Annotated in this window: 15 protein-coding genes; 4 read left to right on the top strand and 11 right to left on the bottom strand. The window is 59.7% G+C overall.

The genetic code is table 11. The features are described 5' to 3' along the window. The first annotated feature begins 204 nt into the window (after positions 1-204). Genes ftsZ through BLU78_RS06720 form a run of 3 tightly spaced genes read left to right on the top strand, consistent with a single transcriptional unit; the run spans position 205 to position 3,390 of the window. The gene (gene ftsZ / locus BLU78_RS06710) at positions 205-1,530 is read left to right on the top strand and encodes a cell division protein FtsZ (RefSeq protein ID WP_010262199.1); all 1,326 of its coding nucleotides are present in this window, start codon (positions 205-207) and stop codon (positions 1,528-1,530) included. 16 nt (positions 1,531-1,546) lie between these two features. Then, a complete protein-coding gene (gldE, locus tag BLU78_RS06715; RefSeq protein WP_010262202.1) occupies positions 1,547-2,827 on the top strand; it encodes a gliding motility-associated protein GldE in 1,281 nt (426 codons plus the stop codon). Beyond that, positions 2,824-3,390: a 4'-phosphopantetheinyl transferase family protein gene (locus BLU78_RS06720; RefSeq protein WP_010262205.1), complete on the top strand. Its 567-nt coding sequence runs from the start codon at positions 2,824-2,826 to the stop codon at positions 3,388-3,390. Before gldE ends, BLU78_RS06720 begins: the two co-directional genes overlap by 4 nt. Here the strand turns inward: BLU78_RS06720 and BLU78_RS06725 are convergent. After that, positions 3,387-4,808: a BamA/TamA family outer membrane protein gene (locus BLU78_RS06725; RefSeq protein WP_010262208.1), complete on the bottom strand. Its 1,422-nt coding sequence runs from the start codon at positions 4,806-4,808 to the stop codon at positions 3,387-3,389. The two genes, BLU78_RS06720 and BLU78_RS06725, sit on opposite strands and share 4 nt — an antisense overlap. A gap of 137 nt (positions 4,809-4,945) precedes the next feature. Between BLU78_RS06725 and BLU78_RS06730 the strand changes: the two genes are divergently transcribed. After that, positions 4,946-5,587: a pentapeptide repeat-containing protein gene (locus BLU78_RS06730; protein WP_010262210.1), complete on the top strand. Its 642-nt coding sequence runs from the start codon at positions 4,946-4,948 to the stop codon at positions 5,585-5,587. A 70-nt stretch (positions 5,588-5,657) separates the two neighbouring features. On the opposite strand, the gene BLU78_RS06735 is transcribed toward BLU78_RS06730, so the two are convergent. The 10 genes from BLU78_RS06735 to BLU78_RS06780 all read right to left on the bottom strand — a co-directional run bounded on the left by BLU78_RS06735 (position 5,658) and on the right by BLU78_RS06780 (position 18,157). Continuing rightward, positions 5,658-6,866, bottom strand: a complete 1,209-nt coding sequence (locus BLU78_RS06735; RefSeq protein ID WP_010262213.1) for a C1 family peptidase — start codon at positions 6,864-6,866, stop codon at positions 5,658-5,660. A 23-nt stretch (positions 6,867-6,889) separates the two neighbouring features. After that, positions 6,890-9,187 carry a type I DNA topoisomerase gene (gene topA / locus BLU78_RS06740; protein ID WP_010262215.1) on the bottom strand — a complete coding sequence of 766 codons (2,298 nt, stop codon included), beginning with the start codon at positions 9,185-9,187 and terminating at the stop codon, positions 6,890-6,892. Between the two features lie 78 nt (positions 9,188-9,265). Then, a complete protein-coding gene (locus tag BLU78_RS06745) occupies positions 9,266-10,972 on the bottom strand; it encodes a DUF4270 family protein (protein WP_010262217.1) in 1,707 nt (568 codons plus the stop codon). After that, a complete protein-coding gene (locus BLU78_RS06750; RefSeq protein WP_010262220.1) occupies positions 10,956-11,762 on the bottom strand; it encodes a glycogen/starch synthase in 807 nt (268 codons plus the stop codon). The genes BLU78_RS06745 and BLU78_RS06750 overlap by 17 nt, the downstream gene beginning before the upstream one ends. 129 nt (positions 11,763-11,891) lie before the next feature. Then, positions 11,892-12,941 (bottom strand): tRNA preQ1(34) S-adenosylmethionine ribosyltransferase-isomerase QueA, encoded by a 1,050-nt coding sequence (gene queA, locus BLU78_RS06755; protein ID WP_010262222.1) that lies wholly within the window; start codon positions 12,939-12,941, stop codon positions 11,892-11,894. A gap of 62 nt (positions 12,942-13,003) precedes the next feature. After that, positions 13,004-13,729 (bottom strand): tRNA pseudouridine(55) synthase TruB, encoded by a 726-nt coding sequence (gene truB / locus BLU78_RS06760; protein ID WP_010262226.1) that lies wholly within the window; start codon positions 13,727-13,729, stop codon positions 13,004-13,006. Between the two features lie 5 nt (positions 13,730-13,734). Further along, positions 13,735-14,520, bottom strand: a complete 786-nt coding sequence (locus BLU78_RS06765) for an undecaprenyl-diphosphate phosphatase (protein WP_010262228.1) — start codon at positions 14,518-14,520, stop codon at positions 13,735-13,737. Beyond that, complete coding sequence (locus tag BLU78_RS06770; RefSeq protein WP_010262231.1) at positions 14,521-14,778, bottom strand: DUF3098 domain-containing protein; 258 nt, start codon at positions 14,776-14,778, stop codon at positions 14,521-14,523. It abuts the gene before it with no gap. Further along, positions 14,779-15,660: a cell division protein FtsX gene (locus tag BLU78_RS06775; protein ID WP_010262233.1), complete on the bottom strand. Its 882-nt coding sequence runs from the start codon at positions 15,658-15,660 to the stop codon at positions 14,779-14,781. A 4-nt stretch (positions 15,661-15,664) separates the two neighbouring features. After that, positions 15,665-18,157, bottom strand: coding sequence for a YfhO family protein (locus BLU78_RS06780; protein ID WP_010262235.1), 2,493 nt, complete (start codon positions 18,155-18,157; stop codon positions 15,665-15,667). Positions 18,158-18,318: the final 161 nt, after the last annotated feature.

Genomic DNA, 18,318 nt, shown 5'->3' on the forward strand with positions numbered 1-18,318 from the left:
GGTCGGAACTGGTGCAGACAATTCCGTCTGCATTCCGGTCGAAATTTTGGCTGAATCCCCGGTTGCGTCGCGACAAGCCCCCTCCGAGGAGGGAATTTAGGAGAGGGGCAGACTTGCATACGCGGCAGAAGGCCGTGAGTGACTGACCTTCGACAGCGAGACGGCGATTAATTAAGTGATTAGGATAAAAAGCGAAATAACGATATGACAGACGAATTGATGTCGGAAATCAAGGCCCCGCGCACGAACGGCTCGATCATTACGGTGGTCGGTGTCGGCGGAGCCGGAGGCAATGCCGTGAACCACATGTGGAATCTCGGCATCAGAGGGGTTACGTTCATGGTCTGCAATACCGACCAGCAGGCGCTCGACAAGAGTCCCGTCGAGCAGAAGATACGCCTCGGGGCCGAGGGTCTCGGAGCCGGCAACGATCCCGAGAACGGGCGTCGCGCGGCTGTCGAGTCGCTGCCCGAAATCCGGCAGGTACTCGAAGAGGCCGGTACGAAGATGCTCTTCATCACGGCCGGTATGGGCGGCGGCACGGGCACGGGCGCTTCGCCCGTCATTGCCAAGCTGGCCCGCGAGATGGGGTTGCTGACGGTGGCCATCGTCACCTCGCCGCTGGCCGTCGAGGGTAAGATACGCTACGAGCAGGCGTTCCGCGGTATCGAGGAGCTGCGTCAGAATACCGATTCGCTGCTGATTATCAACAACGAGAACATTCTGGAGATTTACGGGCGACTTTCGCTCAAGCAGGCGTTCGGCAAGGCCGACGACATTCTGGCCTCGGCGGCCAAGGGCATTGCCGAGATCATCACCGTCGAGAGCGATCTGGTGAACGTCGACTTCGCCGATGTCTCGAAAGTCATGCGCGACAGCGGCCGGGCCCACATGGCCGTCGCTACGGCCGACGGCGACAACCGCGCCGAAGCGGTTGCCGAGGCGTCGCTGCGTTCGCCGCTGCTGGATCACAATTTGATATCGGGGGCCAAGAACATCCTGCTGAACATTTCGGTATCGGATGCCGACGCGCTGATGTACGAGGAGGTGGTGCGGATTCTGGAGTATATTCAGGCCCATGCCAGCGTGCAGGACGATCACGGTGTGATCCACAATGCCAATATCATCTGGGGTACGAGCGAGAAGCCGCAGCTGGGCAATTTCATCGAGTTGGTGGTTGTCGCCACGGGATTCGAAGGCGATGCGCAGCACGGCGTGATGAAGCAGATCATTCCCCCGGCGCGCACCGTCGAGCCGGTCGCCAAGGAGCCCGCCGCGGCTCCCGTGCTGGAGCCGATCAAACCCGTGCCTCCCAAGGTCGCGCAGCGCCAGCCCGAGCAGGTGATGCTCGGGGCCAAGCCGACCCGCTACAATAATATCGAGACCCTGCTGGCCAAACCCGCCTACCAGTCGCGCAACTCGAAGTTCGTCGTGCAGATGCCCGGCGGCCGCAAAGAGGTGCTGAAGGACGACGCGGCGGAGACTCAGGCTCCGAAGGAGGAGACGCAGGGCGGCTCGCTGTTCGATTAACAAATTGATTGTCAGTTTGGAAGAAGCTCATTCCTGGATCGCGTTCAACGGGTTCGAAGCCCATATCGCCGTGCTGTGCGCGGTGACGTTCTGCCTGCTGTGTGTTTCGGCGCTCGTTTCGGGGGCCGAGACTTCGTTTTTCTCCCTTTCGCACAACGACATCCGCCGCCTGCAGAACAGCAGGAGCACGTCGGCTGCCGCCGTGCTGCGCCTGCTGACCGATGTCGACCTGCTGCTGGCCACGATCCTGGTGGTCAACAACCTGGTAAACATCTGCATCGTCATTCTGACAGCCGGCATTATCGATTCGCTTTTCACGTTCCTGCGTTTCGAGTTTCTGTTCAAAACCGTGCTGGTGACTTTCCTGCTGCTGCTCTTCGGCGAAATACTGCCCAAGGTGCTGGCGCAGACCATCCCCGTGCGTTTCGCCTCGATGGTGGCCCGGCCACTCGTGCTGCTGCGGTGGATTTTCTACCCGCTCTCGTATGCGCTGGTCCGCACGAGCAGCCGCATCAGCGAGAAAGCCGCCCACAAGAGCGAAATATCGCTCGACGAACTGGCCGATGCCGTGGATATGACCCAGGGGTCCAGCCCCGAGGAGCACGTGATGCTGTCGGGGATCGTCAACTTCGTCAATACCGAGGTGCAGGAGATCATGAAGCCCCGCGTGGACATCACGGCGCTCGATGCCACGGATGACTATGAGACGGTCAAAAAGACGATCATCGAATCGGGCTTCTCGCGTATTCCGGTCTACGAGGAGGATATCGACAACATCCGCGGCACGCTCTACGTCAAGGACCTGCTGCCTTATATCAACAACGGCAGCGATTTCGCCTGGCAGCAGTTGGTCCGCAAGCCCTATTTCGTGCCCGAGCACAAGAAGATCAACGACCTGCTGGCCGATTTCCAGTCGAACAAGGTCCACATGGCCATCGTCGTCGATGAATACGGCTCGACGCTGGGATTGGTCTCGCTGGAGGACATCATCGAGGAGATCGTGGGTGAAATTTCCGACGAGAGCGACAACGACGAATCGTTCTATACGTGCCTCAATCCCAAGTGTTACGTATTCGAGGGCAAGACCCACCTCGGGGATTTCGAACGCATCCTCGGCCTGGGCGAAGACACTTTTGCCGATGTGCGGGGCGAGGCCGAGACCCTGGCGGGACTGATGCTCGAGCTCAAGCGCGACTTCCCGCGCAAAGGTGACGTGTTCACCTCGCACGACATCCGTTTCACGGTGCAGGGGATGGACGGGCACCGCATCGACAAAATCCGCATAGATATCCAATGATTCGGAAACTGCTGGTCGAGCCGCCGATGACCGCCGAAGAGGCGGTCCGGTGGACGACGCCCGAAGAACGTGCCGAGGCTGCGGCATTCGGCTCGGAGCGTCGCCGCGCGGAGTTTCTCGGCTGGCGGGCCCTCGTGCGGCGCGAACTGGGGACGGATGTGCAAATCGGTTACGACGCCGTGGGGGCTCCCGTGCTGACGGGTTCGGACTGCTGCATTTCGGTCGCGCATTGTGCCGGCCGCATCGCCGTCTGCATCTCCCCGGAGCGTTGTGCCGTGGATATCGAACCGGCGTCGCGCAATTTCAGCCGGGCCGAAAGCCGTTATATGACTCCGTCCGAACAGGCTCTTTCCGACGATCCGCTGTGGCCGGGGATCGTCTGGTGCGCCAAGGAGGCGCTCTACAAATACGCCGGGCGCCGGGCGCTGGATTTTCAGAAAGACCTCCGCATCGGGAGCGCGGACCTTGCGGCCGGTATGCTGACGGGCCGGATCGAAAACGGAGAGCCCGTGGAGCTCTCCGTGCGCCGTGAAGACGGCTTTATCCTTGTCTGTATTCTTTAGAATGCTTCGGAAGCGGTGAAGAGGAATGCTGAGGAGCGCTTGCGGTCCCACGGCAGGTTTTGGTTGCCGAAATTGCCCCATCCGTAGTCGAGGCGGATATTCATGCGGTTCTTAAACTCGAAGCGGTAGCCGCACCCGAAACTGCACAGCGTGTTGCCCCAGCGGAACCGGTCCGTACCCCAGACCTGCCCGCCGCCGATCCATCCCACGATGCCGTGGCGTCGGTAGATCTTCTGCCGCAGTTCGAACTGCGTCTCGATGAGCCGTTTGTCGCGGTAGCGTCCCTCGTAGTAACCGCGCATGCGCTCCATGCCGCCCATCTTGGCGTACATGTGCCATGACGGGGTTCCGGCCGTGCCGTCGGCGTAGAGGTCGTAGGCCAGCACGGCCCCTTTCCAGAGCCTCTGGTAGAAGTTGAAGGTCAGCGTGAAGCGTCCGAACGTGCGGCGGGTGTTGCCCAGCCATTCGGGATACCATTTGGCTTCGGCTTTGATGAAGATGCCCTTCGAGGCGTTGAACGTCACGTCGCGTGTATCGTATTGGGCGAAAATCCCGAGACTGGTGTTAAACGCGTTGGGCTTGTCGCCCGTCGTGGCGATGAAGTTCGAGAAGGGGTCCTGCTTCTCGGGGTCGTAGCGTTTGCCGTCTTTCCAGAGATCGTACATTTCGCCGATCTGTCCGCCCGGTTTCGGGATTTCGTTGTTGTCGATCCGCTGCATGTATTCCACCATGCCGGAACTCTTGTATTTGGCTCCGGAATAGTCGATGCTGCCGCTGACGCCGACATAGAAACGCCCCACGAGAGAGGTGCAGTAGGAGATGCGGAAAGCGCCCATCGTCGTGGTGAGATCCTGCGCGTAACCCTCTTTGCCGGCCTGGTAGCCCACGCCGTAGAAGGCCCCGGGGAAGTAGACGAAAGCTCCCGAATAACTCAGCCGTTGTTTGTTCTTGTTGTAGATGTTGTCGCCCGAGAAGCGCAGCAATACGAATTTCTTGGTCGTGAAGTTGCCGTAGATCGAAATGTTCGACGGAGCGGTGACCGAGTCGGTGCGGTCGAGCCTGTAAAGGCCCGCCAGCAGGAAGCCGATGCCGAACCCGACGTCCGACGAGTAGTTGGGGCCGGGAGCGATGCTCCAGTCGATCTTTTTTTCGAAAGTCCGGTCGACGTTCGACCGGCTGTAGTAGTCGATGATGCGGCGGATGAGTCCGGGGCGTTTTACCGGAGCGGCGAGTGCCGACGTGTCGGCCGGTCGTATGTGTTTGGCGTTCGGGTGTGCTTCGGCCTGTCCGATTTGCAGGAGCGTCGTCTCGGTCGAAGGGAAATTCTCTTTCGAGGGCTCCGTGTTCTGAGCGGATGCCGGGCGTGCGGCTGTCAGCAGGAGAACTGCGGAAAGAAGGAGTGCGATGGTCTTTTTCATAGCGTGTTGGGTGGGAGCCGAATGCAAAGATAACCCTAATTTTTCGGTTGTGCAAAATGAACAATCGGAACCCTTGCGGGAGGCGACTGATCCGGGAAAAATTCCTACCTTTGTAGCAATTCAAACAATCTTCGTGTATGGAAATCGCCCGTCCGCAACTGCCTGCCGAGCCTGAAACGGCTGCCGACCCCATCCGGATGCACCTCGACGAGGAGATCGCCGACGCTGTATTCCGCGGTGCGGATTTCGGCGCACCCGTCCGTGAACACCTCTCGGTGCAGGGCTGTCGCTTTACCGGCTGCGTCTTCGCCGGAAGCGCACTCGGGCACTCGCAGTTCTCGGATGTCGTTTTCCGCAACTGCGACTTTTCGAACGCCGATCTGCTGGGATGCAGTTTCCATCGCGTGGAGTTCTCCGACTGCAAGCTGACGGGGACCAACCTTGCCGAGACGACCTTGAATCATCTGTTGTTCGACCGTTGCAAGGGCGAATTTGCCAATTTCGCCTTTTCGCGTCTGCGCACGGTGCGCTTTGCCGGATGCCGGATGCGCAGTGCGGCCTTCGGCGACTGCCGTTTCGAACGCGTGGAGTTCGCGCAGTGTGAGCTGGCGATGGCCGAATTCTTCGGGACGCGCCTGCGGGGCGTGTCGTTCGCCGATTCGGACATCCGCGGGATACGGGTCCGCGAGATCGACTCCTTCGAACTGAAAGGCATGAAGATAAGCGTGCTTCAGGCCGCCGAACTGGCCCGTCTGCTGGGCGTAGAGATCGAGGAGTGAGCCGGCTCCGATAAATGCACAGCCCGGACTCCATCGAAGCCCGGGCTGTCGTTTCGTGCGGTGCATGCGCTTATTTGAGTCCGATCTTTTTGAGTATCTCCTTGGGTACGCCGTTCTTGTTGACCAGCACGGTCATCGTCTTGTAGGCGACGAACGGACGCGAAAAGTACCAATAACCCTCGTAAGGTCCCGCCAGGGCCCACGAGTTCTTGACCTTGTAGTAGGGCGTGCCGTTCTGGTCGACGGCCGTGCCCACGATCTGCATGCCGTGGTCGTCGGTGCTCTCGTAGTTGTCATAGCCCTCCTGGCGAAGTTCCTGCGTGATGGTGCGCTCCTTGCCGGGTTTCTCGAAGGTGTAGAGTGCGGCGTCCTTCTCCTTCTGGGTGAGTTTGCCCCACTTCTCGGCCTCGGTGCCCTCCATGCCTTCGAGGTCGGCCTCGGGAATGATGCCCAGGCCTTTGGTGCGGCTGAAGCCTTTTTCGCTGACGTCCGTGCCCCAGGCGATGGTGTAACCTTTCTCCAGCGAGTTGTCGATGATTTGCATGAACTCGTCCAAGGGGACGTTCCACACCTTGTCCCAATTCCAGTTGTCGGGGACCTCCATGGCGAACTCCGTGTAGAAGGGATGGTGGGTGAACGACGAGAACTCGATGTAATCGTTCATATCGATCGGCAGCGAGGCGGCGAACGAGGCGGGGGTGTACTCCTTGCCTGCATAGGTGAACTTTTCGGGCATGGCGCCGAAATAGGCGTCGAGAATGCCGTTCAGTCCGGCCTGCCAGGCGGTCGTGAGACGGCTGTCGCTGCGTTTTTCGCCGGCATTGATCACCGCGTCGGCATAGGCTTTGATGACGGCGTCGATCTCGTCGAAATTGGGCTTGTCATAGCCGTAGTTCAGTCCCGGATAGACCTCCTCGGGGACGATGCCGTAGCGCTCGATGCCGCCGATCACGTCGTGGGCCTGACCGCCGACGGCGAGGTTCAGCGAACCGTGCAGCCGGACGTATTTCACAGCTTTCTCAAAGTAGACGTTGCGCACAATCCACATCTCCGAGAGGTCCAGTTCGGGACCTCCGGCGCGGAGGATTTCGCTCTCGAGGAACGAGAGGGTCGAGTAGCACCAGCAGGTGCCGCTGCGGCTCTGGTCTTTGACCGAGGTGACGGGCAGGATTTTGACATCGGTGAACCGGTAGCCTTCGGGGGCGGTCTTTTCGGTCGTTTGTGCCGCGGCTCCTCCTGCGAGACAGAGCGCGAATACGGTGAGAACGAGGTTTTTCATGGTATGACGGGTTTTTGTTGTCCTTATTTCTTCGATCCGGCGACGATTTTCAGGCATTCGTCGAGGGTCAGTTCCTCGGGCTTGGCCCCTTTCGGCAGACGGTAGTTCTTGCCCTTGTAGGCGATGTAGGCGCCGTAACGGCCGTTCTTCACCAGCATGTCGGGGTCCTCCGGGAAACTTTTGAGCGGCGTGTTGGCAGCTACGGCGGCCGCCTGATGTGCGCGCACGACCTCTACGGCCCGGTCATAGGTGACCGTATAGGGATCGTCGGTTTTAGCCAGCGAGGCGAACGACTTTCCGTAGCGGATGTAGGGACCGTATTTGCCGATGCCGACGGTCAGTTCCTCGCCGTCCAGCTGCCCGAGGCCGCGGGGCAGGGCGAACAGCTCCAGCGCCTCTTCGAGCGTGATCGACTCGATCAACTGGCCCTTTTTGAGCGATGCGAAGCGTCCTTTCTCGCCTTCGTTGCCTTCGATCTCGACCATCGGGCCGTAACGGCCGATGCGGGCCTTCACGACGTGGCCCGTTTTGGGGTCGTTGCCCAGAATGCGCACCTCGCGCGTCTTGGGGTTCTGGGTTGCGATGGCCGAATCGACCATCTGGTGGAAGGGACCGTAAAATCCGTCGATCATCTTCTCCCACGTGATGTCGCCCTCGGCGATGCGGTCGAACTCTTTCTCGACGCTGGCCGTGAAGTTGTAGTCGATGATCGGGCCGAACTGCTCCTCCAGGTAGTCGTTCACCACCATGCCGATGTCCGTCGGCGAGAGGCGGTTTTTCTCCTTGCCGTAGTTCTCCGAGAGGTTCTTCTCGGCGATCCTGTCGCCGGTAAGCGTGAACTGCACGTAATTGCGCTTCTGTCCGTCTTTGTTCTGTTTGACGACGTAACCGCGGTTGATGATCGTGGTGATGGTCGGGGCGTAGGTCGAAGGACGCCCGATGCCCAGCTCCTCGAGGCGCTTCACGAGCGATGCCTCGTTGTAACGGGCCGGAGCCGACGTGAAACGCTCCGTGGCGGTGATCTGCGTCGGGAGCACCCGGTCGCCGGCCGCCAGTTTCGGCAGCAGTCCCTCGCCGCTTTCGGCAGCCTGGTCGTCGTCCGTCGATTCGGAGTAGAGGCGCAGGAAGCCGTCGAAACGGACCACCTCGCCCTGCGCCACGAACTGGTTCGACGAACCCGACATGTCGATCGTAATCGTCGTGCGGTCCAACTCGGCACAAACCATCTGCGAGGCGACCGTGCGCTTCCAGATCAGGTCGTAGAGTTTCTTCTCGGCGGGCGTGCCCTCGATCGACTGCCGCTCGATATACGACGGCCGGATGGCCTCGTGGGCCTCCTGGGCGCCTTTGGTCTTGGTCTTATAGTTGAACCAGCGGGAGTATTTCTCGCCGTAGAGCTTCGTGATCTCCTCCTTGCACTGGGCCAGCGCTTGCTGCGAGAGGTTCACCGAGTCGGTACGCATGTAGGTAATGAGACCCTGCTCGTAGAGGTGTTGCGCCACGGACATCGTCTGTGAAACGGACATGCCCAGTTTGCGCCCTGCTTCCTGCTGGAGCGTCGAGGTGGTGAACGGCGGTGCGGGGTATCGCTGCGCGGGTTTCTCCTCGGATTTGGCCACCGTGAAAGTAGCACCGATACAACTTTTCAAAAACTCCTCAGCCTGTGCCGCGGTTTCGAAACGCGATCCGAGTTCGGCTTTGAAGAGCGTTTTTTCGGGATCGCCGGCGGCGTGGAACTGCGCCACGACGCGGAAATAGGCCGCCGAACGGAATGCGATGATCTCGCGCTCGCGCTCGACGATCAGCCGTACGGCCACCGACTGTACGCGTCCCGCCGAGAGCGACGGACGCACCTTTTTCCACAGGACGGGCGAGAGTTCGAAACCGACCAGCCGGTCGAGTATGCGGCGTGCCTGCTGGGCGTTTACCAGGTCCATATTGACCGTGCGCGGTTTTTCGATGGCTTCCAGGATCGCCCGCTTGGTGATCTCGTGGAAGACGATGCGCTTGGTCCGGTCGACGGGGAGCCCCAACACTTCGGTGAGGTGCCATGCGATGGCTTCTCCTTCGCGGTCTTCATCGGACGCCAGCCAGACGGTTTTCGATTTGGCCAGCTTCGTGAGTTCGTCGACCACCTTCTTCTTGTCGCCCGGGATTTCGTAGACCGGTTTGAATCCCTCCGTGATATTGATGCCGAGGTCCTTTTTGGCGAGGTCCCGGATATGGCCGAAGCTCGATTTGACGATGAAGTCCTTGCCGAGGAATTTCTCGATGGTCTTGGCCTTGGCGGGGGACTCTACGATAACTAAATTTTCCTGCATTGCGTTTTTTTGATAGCTTTTCAGAAATGCGAAAACCTAAGCATTACACTTAGGTTCCGCATGAGGATTGTCTGTCGTTTATTTAATCAGGTTATAGGTCAGGTCGAAGCGGATCGGGGCGTTGTTTGTGCCGGCTTCCGCCATGCCCTGCAATACGCCGAACGACGTGGAGTAAAGACTGTACGCTTCGGGGCCGATATAGACCGTACGGTTCGTTACCTTGTCCCAGTCGATGTCGGCGATCACGCCGCCCGCGGCCTCCTTGGCCTTGTTGTAGCTGTTCCACAACTGCTGCATGTAGCCCGTGATGTCCATCACGTAGCATCCGCGGCTGCGGTTGATCTTGCCGCCGTAGGAGAGCGTCGTGTTGTAATTCTGCTCGTAGGAATAGTTGTAGTCCGAGATCGGCGTCAGCGTCTTGAAATTGGTATACATGCCCAGCCGGCTCGGGAATGTGTTCATCTGATCGATCATCGTCGGTTTGACCGGGTTGAGCGCTTCCCAGTCGTAGTCGCTCTCATCGAAATAGACCGACATGCGCGCCTGGCTGAATGCCAGTGTCTTGAAATCTTTGCCGTCCTTGTTGCCCTCGGCGATTTCCTCTTCCAGCCGTGCGAAGAACTCCGGCGTGAAAGTCATCTCGGTAACCACGCCGCCCATGCCTTCGACATAGACGCGGGGATTCAGTTCCCGGTTCTCGTTGATGCTTCCGTCGGGATTGACCTCGCGGGCTTTGGTGATGTCGATCTTGGCGTCCGAAGTGGCCGCATCGTAGTTGTGGCTGATCGTGTTCACCGAGACATTGCCGAACTCGGCGCCGGATTCGTAGAAGTAATAGACCATGCCGATCGTGTCTTTGATCAGTGTGGGGTCGTCCTTCACGCGGTTACGGCCGAAGACCGCCAGTCCCGAGTAGTCGAGCGATGTGGCGAAGAGCGTACCCGTCTCCTTGATGCCGTCTTGTTGAATCGGTGTATCCGGATCGGGGCAGATATAAAGTCCTTTGAACCGCTGAACCCAAAACTCGAGACTGTCCGGGCTGTAAATCGAATAGTCCGGCTTACCGTCTTTGTACTCGCTTTCGTCCTGAAGCATCAGGCGTTTGATGTATTTTTCTCCCTCCTCGGTCGGAGTCAGCGTGACAGCCGTTGCCGTCGAGGGAGTTGTGCCTTTGCCGCCGAGCTTGAAGGTGAAGAGCTTCTTCGAGGGATCATAGACGGCATCCGCATATTTGTTGCCGCTGGCGTCTTTCGGTCCCGTGGGATCGAAATTGATGTAAAAAGTCGTGTCGGCCTGCGATTTGCCGGCCGAAATCGGTTTTTTGGTGATGTAGTCGTTGCTGGTGATCTCGTAGATGGCAAAGGTCTGTTCGGTCAGCGAGTCGCGGCCTATGCCGGTGATTTTGAGCATGATCTGCGCCGAGTCGAAGATCGGCATGTATCCGAAATAACCCGAATCGACCTTATAGTAATTAATCATCTGCGAGAGGAACCCTGCCTTGCGCTCGCCGAGCGTGTCGTTGATGCAGGTTCCGAAATAGCCGTAGGAGATGTTCGAGCCGATCAGCGAGTCGCTCTGAAACAGCCGCGTCTCGACGTATTTCCGGGGGTTCACCTTCTCGCCGAGGAGTTCGACGTATCCGGCCTTCATCTGCTGATTGTCCGGAATGAGGTTTCCGCCCAGCGTATCGTCTACCTTGGTGCAGCCCGCGAACACCGCAGCGATCACGGCGGCCAATGCTGCGACCGGGAGCAGCTTGCGGCGGAAATTATTGAATTGCTTCATAGAATCGGTTGTAATTATCGAAAAAGTCCTCCGCCTCGGGTGACTGGTATTCGAGCATGGGCTTTCCGCTTGCGCGGGCCATATCGAGCACCTTGGGGTCGACATCCGGAGAAGCCGCCACCACACCGTCGGCATATTCCATAACGAAGCGGCAGAGATTTTCGTATGACGGGGCGTCGAGAATCGAGAGATTTTTATCTTTGACCCCTTCGCCGGCGATCTTCGCGCCGAACCCCGGATCGAGCTCCCCGGGGAATCCGTCGCCGTAGAGCGACACCACGACCTTGACGTCGCGGAAGATCGGATCGTCGGCGAAAACCCGCTTCAGGTAGACGGGAACCACGGCCGTAAACCACCCGTGGCAATGCACGACGGTAGGCGTCCAGCGCAGTTTTTTGACGGTTTCCAGTACGCCGCGGGCGAAGAAGATGGCGCGTTCGTCGTTGTCCGGGAAATAGCTGCCTTCGTCGTCGGCCAATACGGCCTTGCGCGAGAAATAATCGTCGTTGTCGATGAAATAGATTTGTACGCGTGCTGCCGGGATCGAAGCCACCTTGATAATCAGCTGGTGGTCGTTGTCGTCGATGATGAGGTTCATGCCCGAGAGGCGGATGACTTCGTGCAGTTGGTGCCTGCGTTCGTTGATACAGCCGTAACGGGGCATGAAAGTGCGGATCTCGTTTCCGTGTTCCTGCATTGCCTGCGTCAGTGCACGGCAAAGCCGGGAACCCTCCGTTTCGGGAAGATAGGGGGTGATTTCCTGACAGACGTACAGAATCTTGCTTGCCATGTTTTAAAGGGGGTTTATGCTTGCAAAGATAGTGAAAACCGCGTGCAGAACCAAATTTATTCGGATTCCGCCGAGGTGCATCCTATCTTCACGGGGTCGCTTTTGTTCCGTAAAGGTAGTGAAATTTTTTTAAAGAATCAGCATTGCGTCTCCGTATGTGCCGAAACGGTACCCTTCCTCCTTGGCTATCTTGTAGGCATTCATGACGGTTTCATACCCGCCGAACGCTGCCACCATCATCAGTTGCGTGGAGTAGGGCAGGTGGAGGTTGGTCACCATGGCGTCGGCCACCGTGAACTCATAGGGCGCGAAGATGAACTTGTTGGTCCATCCCTCCATGGGTTTTATCAGGCCGTTGGTCGAGACGGCGGTTTCGATCGTGCGCATGACCGTCGTGCCGATGGCCACGACCTTGCGTCCGGCGTTCTTGGCCTCGTTTACCGCGCCGGCGGCCTCCTCGGTGACGAAGAACTGCTCGGAATCCATCTTGTGCTTCGAGAGGTCCTCGACATCCACCGTGCGGAAGTTGCCCAACCCCACGTGGAGCGTCACGAACGTCTTGTCCACCCCTTTGATCTCCATGCGTTTCATCAGGTGCTTCGAGAAGTGCATGCCGGCCGTCGGAGCCGCCACGGCGCCCTCCTTTTCGGCGAAGATCGTCTGGTAGCGATCGGCATCCTCGGGCTCGACCTTTTCGCGCACCCACTTGGGCAGGGGCGTTTCGCCCAGTGCGAAGAGCGTCTGTTTGAACTCCTCGTAGGAGCCGTCGAACAGGAAGCGCAGCGTGCGGCCGCGCGAGGTGGTGTTGTCGATTACCTCGGCCACCAGCAGGTCGTCGTCGCCGAAATAGAGTTTGTTGCCGATACGGATTTTGCGTGCCGGGTCCACCAGTACGTCCCACAGCCGCAGTTCGCGGTTCAGCTCGCGCAGCAGGAAAATTTCGATCTCGGCGCCGGTCTTCTCCTTGTTGCCGTAGAGGCGTGCCGGGAAAACTTTCGTATCGTTGAAGACGAACAGGTCCTTTTCGTCGAAATACTCGATGATGTCTTTGAAAATGCGGTGTTCGATGGTGCCCTTGGCGCGGTTAATGACCATCAGCCGGGATTCGTCGCGGTTGTCGGCCGGGTATTTGGCCAGCATTTCGGGCGAAAAGTCGTACCCGTATTGCGATAGTTTCATAGATGAACGCTCTTTTTTACGTTTGAAAAAATACACAGATTATTTTCTATACGCAAAAAGAGCTATTTTGTTTCAATTTTTTGCAGATTTTCCAGAAAATCATCCAGTTCATACGCTTTTTCGAGCGTGAATCCGCCGCTGCGCGTGCGGCGCAGGGATGAGAGATGGGCTCCGCTGCGGAGCGCCTGTCCGATCTCGTGGGCCAGCGACCGGATGTAGGTGCCTTTGCTGCATCGCACCCGGATGCGCACCCGCGGAAGGGCGTACTCCACGATCTCCATTTCGTAAATGGTGATCAACGCCTGGCGCACGGCGACCTCCTCGCCGGCCCGGGCCAGTTCGTAGGCGCGCGTACCCTCGATCTTCTTGGCCGAGTAGACGGGCGGGGTTTGCAGCCGCTCGCCGGTGAGCGAGGCAAGCGCCTCTTCGACCGCTTCGCGCGTGATGTGTTCGTAGGGATAGGTTTGGTCGATCTCGTGTTCGAGGTCGTAGCTCGGGGTCGTGGCGCCCAGCATCACGTCGGCTATATACTCCTTCTCTTCGGCCTGCAGGGCGTCTACCAGTTTCGTGGCGCGGCCGATGCAGACCAGCAGGATGCCCGAAGCCAGCGGGTCGAGCGTTCCGGCGTGTCCGACTTTGATCTTGCGGTAGCCGAGTTTGCGCAGGGCGAATTTGACCTTGCGGACCACGTCGGTCGAGGTCCAGCGGAGGGGTTTGTCCAGAACGGCGATGTAGCCGTCTTCGAAGTTGATGCCGCGGAAATCCAGCGGTTCTCGGGTTATGGGCATGGGCGTCAGAGGATGGAGAAGACGATTGAAACGAGCCCTGCGAGGCAGCAGTAGAGGGCGAACCAGATCAGCTTGCCGCGTTTGACCACCTCGATCATGAATTTGCAGGCCAGCGTTCCCGAAATGAAGGCCGCGAGGAATCCGCCGACGAGGGCTCCCGCCGGGATGTCCATGGCTGCGACCTCGCCCGAACAGATGTCTAACAGCATCTTGCCCAGGATGACCGGGATGACCATGATGAACGAGAAGTTGGCGACCTCCTCCTTGCTCTTGCCGAGCAGCAGTCCCGTGGCGATGGTCGATCCCGACCGTGAAAGGCCGGGGAGCGTGGCCGCAGCCTGTGCGAGGCCGATGACGAAGGCGTTGCCGAAGGTGATTCCCTTCCTGGCGCGCGGTTTGGCGAAATAGGCGAAGGTCAGCAGTTGCGCCGTGAGCATCAGCATGGCGCCGACGAAGGTCAGCGATGCGAAGAACGTTTCGATCTGTTCGGCGAAGAGCACCCCGACGATGCCGGCCGGGATCATCGAGACGACGATTTTGAGGATGTAGGCCTGCTGTTCGTTGAAATGCCGCGAAAAGAGTCCCTGCAACAGGTGCAGCAGTTCGCGCCACAGCACGACGACGGTGCTCAGCACCGTGGCGGCGTGCAGCATGACGTCGAAGGTGATGTTGTTTTCGAGCTCCACGCCCAGCACTTCCTTGGCGATCTGGAGGTGTCCGCTGCTCGATACGGGAAGAAATTCGGTGATGCCCTGCACGATGCCGAGCAGGATAGCTTGCAGTGTGTCCATTTAGTACCTCTTCATGATGGCATATATCTCGATGACGAATCCGCCGATCACCAGGATCGGGGCCAGCGTGATGCGCCGCCACGAGAACATCGCGTAGTTGAATTCATCGGGCGAATCGCTGCCGCCGCCGGCCATCAGGACAAAGCCCAGGAGGATGACGGCGAATCCGATTGCCAGCAGGACGTAGTTGCGCCGGGTCAGCGGCATGCGGGTATCCTCCTGCGCGGGGTCCTGCGTTTTTTTCTGCTCCTTTTTCATTTAATATAGGTATATCTTGTTCGACTTCATGTTGACGAATTTGTTGAGGGCCGCGAAGGTGAAGAGCCCCGATATGACGATGCCGCCGACGACCATCGACCCGAGGATGATGGCGATCTTGCCTGCTTCGGCAATGGTCATCAGCTCGGGCACGGCTTCGTTGAGCCCGTAGACCGCGAGGACGAACAGCGCCGAGGCAGCCACGCCGGCCAGTATTCCCTGTGTGACGCTGCTTCCGAGGAAGGGCTTCATGATGAACCATTTGGTAGCTCCGACCAGCTTCATCGTGTTGATGAGGTAGCGTTTCGAGAAGATCGCCAGCCGGATGGTGTTGCTCAGCAGGATCAGCGAGATGACCAGCAGCGCCCCGCCGAACATCAGCAGCACGAGGCGGATCTTGTTCACCGTGGCGTGCAGCCGCTCGGCCATCAGCGCGGGGTACGACACCCGGTCGACGCCCCCGATGCGCCCGACGGCGGCGATGAACGAGTCGAGCAGCTCCTTGTCCGCCGAGGCGGAGGTCAGCGTGAGTTCGAACGAATCCAGCAGGGGATTCTCCTGCAGAATCTCCTCGAACGAACTGTTGAACATTTTGCGGAACTCCTGGTCGTCGATTTTCTCCTCCTTGGGCGAGTAGGCGATCGTCGCGACCATTTCTTCGGCCGTCAGCCGTTTGTTGATGGCCTCTTTCTGCTCGTCGGAGAGTCCGTTCTTCAGCTCCACGGTGACGGCGATGCTCTCCTGCAGCGTGTCGGCGACCTTCAGCGCCGCCACCATCAGGTAGCCCACCGATCCCAGCAGGAACAGTACGAGCGTGATGCTCACCGTCGATACGATGTAGGAGTTGCGGACCTTTCGTTTCAACCGCTTGTCATCTTTCATAACCTTACGCTTTTTTCTTCCTGAAACAATAGACCAGCGCCGCGACGGCTCCCAGCAGGATTGCGAGCGACGCCGTGAGCGTCACGCCCTCGACGGCCGTCCAGCTCGGTGCGCGGAACCGCCATTCGACGGTGTGCTTTCCGGCGGGGAGCTTCATCGCCCGCAGGACGTAGTCGGCCCGGAAGCAGGGCATCTCCTCGCCGTCGACACAGGCCGTCCAGCCGTGGTCGTAGAAGATCTCCGAGAAGACCGCCACGGCCTCTTCCGGCGCCGTGTATTCGTATTTGAGGTAGTTCGGGCGGTACTCCGTCAGCGCGATCGAGCGCACGAGCGCCGTATCGGCCCCGGTGCTTCCGGCCTGCCACTCTTCGGCGAAAGCCTTGTCCCGGGGATTGACCACCGCCGTCGTTTTGAGGTCGGTCGTGCCCAGCAGGTCGATCTCCTGCTGCGGGGTTTCTCCCGCGACGAGGCGGTCGACGAACCACGCCGCGCCGTTGGCCGTCGTCCGCAGACGCGGCTCGGGCTGGTTGTCCTGCCCCGGAACGATCAGGTAGCGGGTGTTGAGCATGTCCAGCACTCCGTCGTCGATGTTCGACAGATAACGGTCGATCAGGTCTTGGTAGCGGGCCAGTTTGGCGCCGTGGTATCCGCCCACCGAGCGGTGGAAATAGCTGGTCGTGGCGTCGTTGAACGGGCTCACCGTGAGGTTCAGCACCCGGTAGCCCAAATCCTTGTCCTGCATGATCGCCTTGTCGGCTGCCGAGGCCGTCACCTGTCGGCGGCGCGCCGATTCGAATTTGTCGTGTCCGAGGAACCGCAGGTCCACCGGCACGAGGTCCAGCAGCATCACGCCCGCCAACAACCCCGTCAGCACGTATTTGTTGATCTTCCGCAGGGCGAACAGCGCCACGCCGCCCGCCGCCAGCAGGATCATCAGCAGCGAACGCCACGCGTCGGCCTGCATCATCGCCGCACGGTCGGCGGCCATGGCGTCGGCCGTCGCTTCGGCCCATTCGACATCCATGCCGCGGTCGATGTACGACTGCATGTTGTTGCTTTCGAAAATGTGGCGGAACGTGTCGGTCATCATCGCGGCGCTCTCTCCGCGCCCGAAGTCGAAGAACGCCCCTCCGGCCACGGCCAGCAGCAGGCACAGCCCGCCCGTGACGCCCGCTGCCCAGGCCAGCGCGCGCATCAGCCGCTCACGCGGAATCTCCTCTTTCCAGAGCCGCATCAGTGCCAGCGCGCCCAGCAGCGGCACGGCCCATTGGACGACGACGAGCGTCATCGAGACCGTGCGGAATTTGTTGTATCCGGGGAGGTATTTGAAGGCGAATTCGGTGAATCCCATCAGGTTGCGGCCCCAGGCCAGCAGGATCATCACGACGCATGCGGCGATGATCCACCATTTGTTGCGTCCCCGGGCCAGTGCGATGCCCAGCGCCGCGAGGAACACCGCCGCGGCCCCGAGGTACGTCGGGCCGCCCGTGTAGGGCTGCGTGCCCCAGTAGGCGGGCAACTGCTGCGCCGCGCCGCGCAGTCCGTATTCGTTCAGCACGGCGGCCGTCTCTCCGTCGGCCGGGAAAGTCGTGGCCGACTCGCGGCCCATGAAATCGGGGATCAGCAGGTTGAAAGTCTCGGCTTTGCCGTAGCTCCACGCCGTAGCGTAGTCGAGTGCGAGGCCGCTTTTCGAGGTTTCGGCCGTCGCCGCGAGTTCCGAGCCGCCGCGGATGGTCTCCTTCGAATGTTTGGCCGTGTACCACAGGGACGAGAAGTTCGACCCCACGGCCAGGATGCCCGCCGCGGCCAGCGCCGCTGTGCGCAGGGCGAAATTTTTCATCCGTTTTTCCCGGAAGGAGACGATGCCTTCGCTGACCCAGAAAGCGGCCATCGCCACGAGGAAATAGTAGGTGATCTGCGGATGGTTGGCGCCGATCTCGAGCGACGCCGTGAGCGCCGTGAGCGCCGCGCCGCACCAGATGTTGCCCCTCAGCGTCATCCACGCGCCGCCCATCATCAGCGGGGCGTAGACCAGTGCCCACATCTTTGTGACGTGCCCCGCGCCGATAATCAGCAGGAAATAGGTCGACAGTCCGTAGGCCAGCGCCGCGACGATCCCCACCCAGGGGTTGACACCGAAAACAAGCAGCATCAGCCACATCGAGACCATGGCGAAGAAGAGGAATGCCGCCGGAGTGTCCATGATCTTCACGAGCTGCCCGACGGTGCGCTTCACCAGCTGGGCCGGGTAGGCGACGTTGATCAGGTAGGCCGGCATGCCGCCGAACATGCCGCCCGTCCACTGGGGGTCTTCGCCCGTTGCGGCGCGCATGTCGCTGATGTCCTTGGCCATGCCTTCATACTGGATGACGTCGTGCTGGGGGAGCACCTCGCCGCGGAACTGCGGGGCGAAGTAGAGCGCGCTCACCACGAAGAAGAGCACGAGGGCTGTTGCCGTCGGCAGCAGCTTGGATCGTATCGTGTTCGAAAATTCCATTTTACCGGGTCTTAACCAATTAACAAAAAGTACGAGAACGTCGGACGGGGCCAAAGCCGAATCGCGCATGGCTCGACGAAATTTTCCGCTCTTTTTCCGAAAGCGCCGTTACGGCACCGGCCTCAAAGGTACGAAAAAATAGTTACTTCCCGAGTCGTGAT

The sequence above is a fragment of the Alistipes timonensis JC136 genome (genome assembly GCF_900107675.1).
GTDB classification, from domain to species: domain Bacteria; phylum Bacteroidota; class Bacteroidia; order Bacteroidales; family Rikenellaceae; genus Alistipes; species Alistipes timonensis.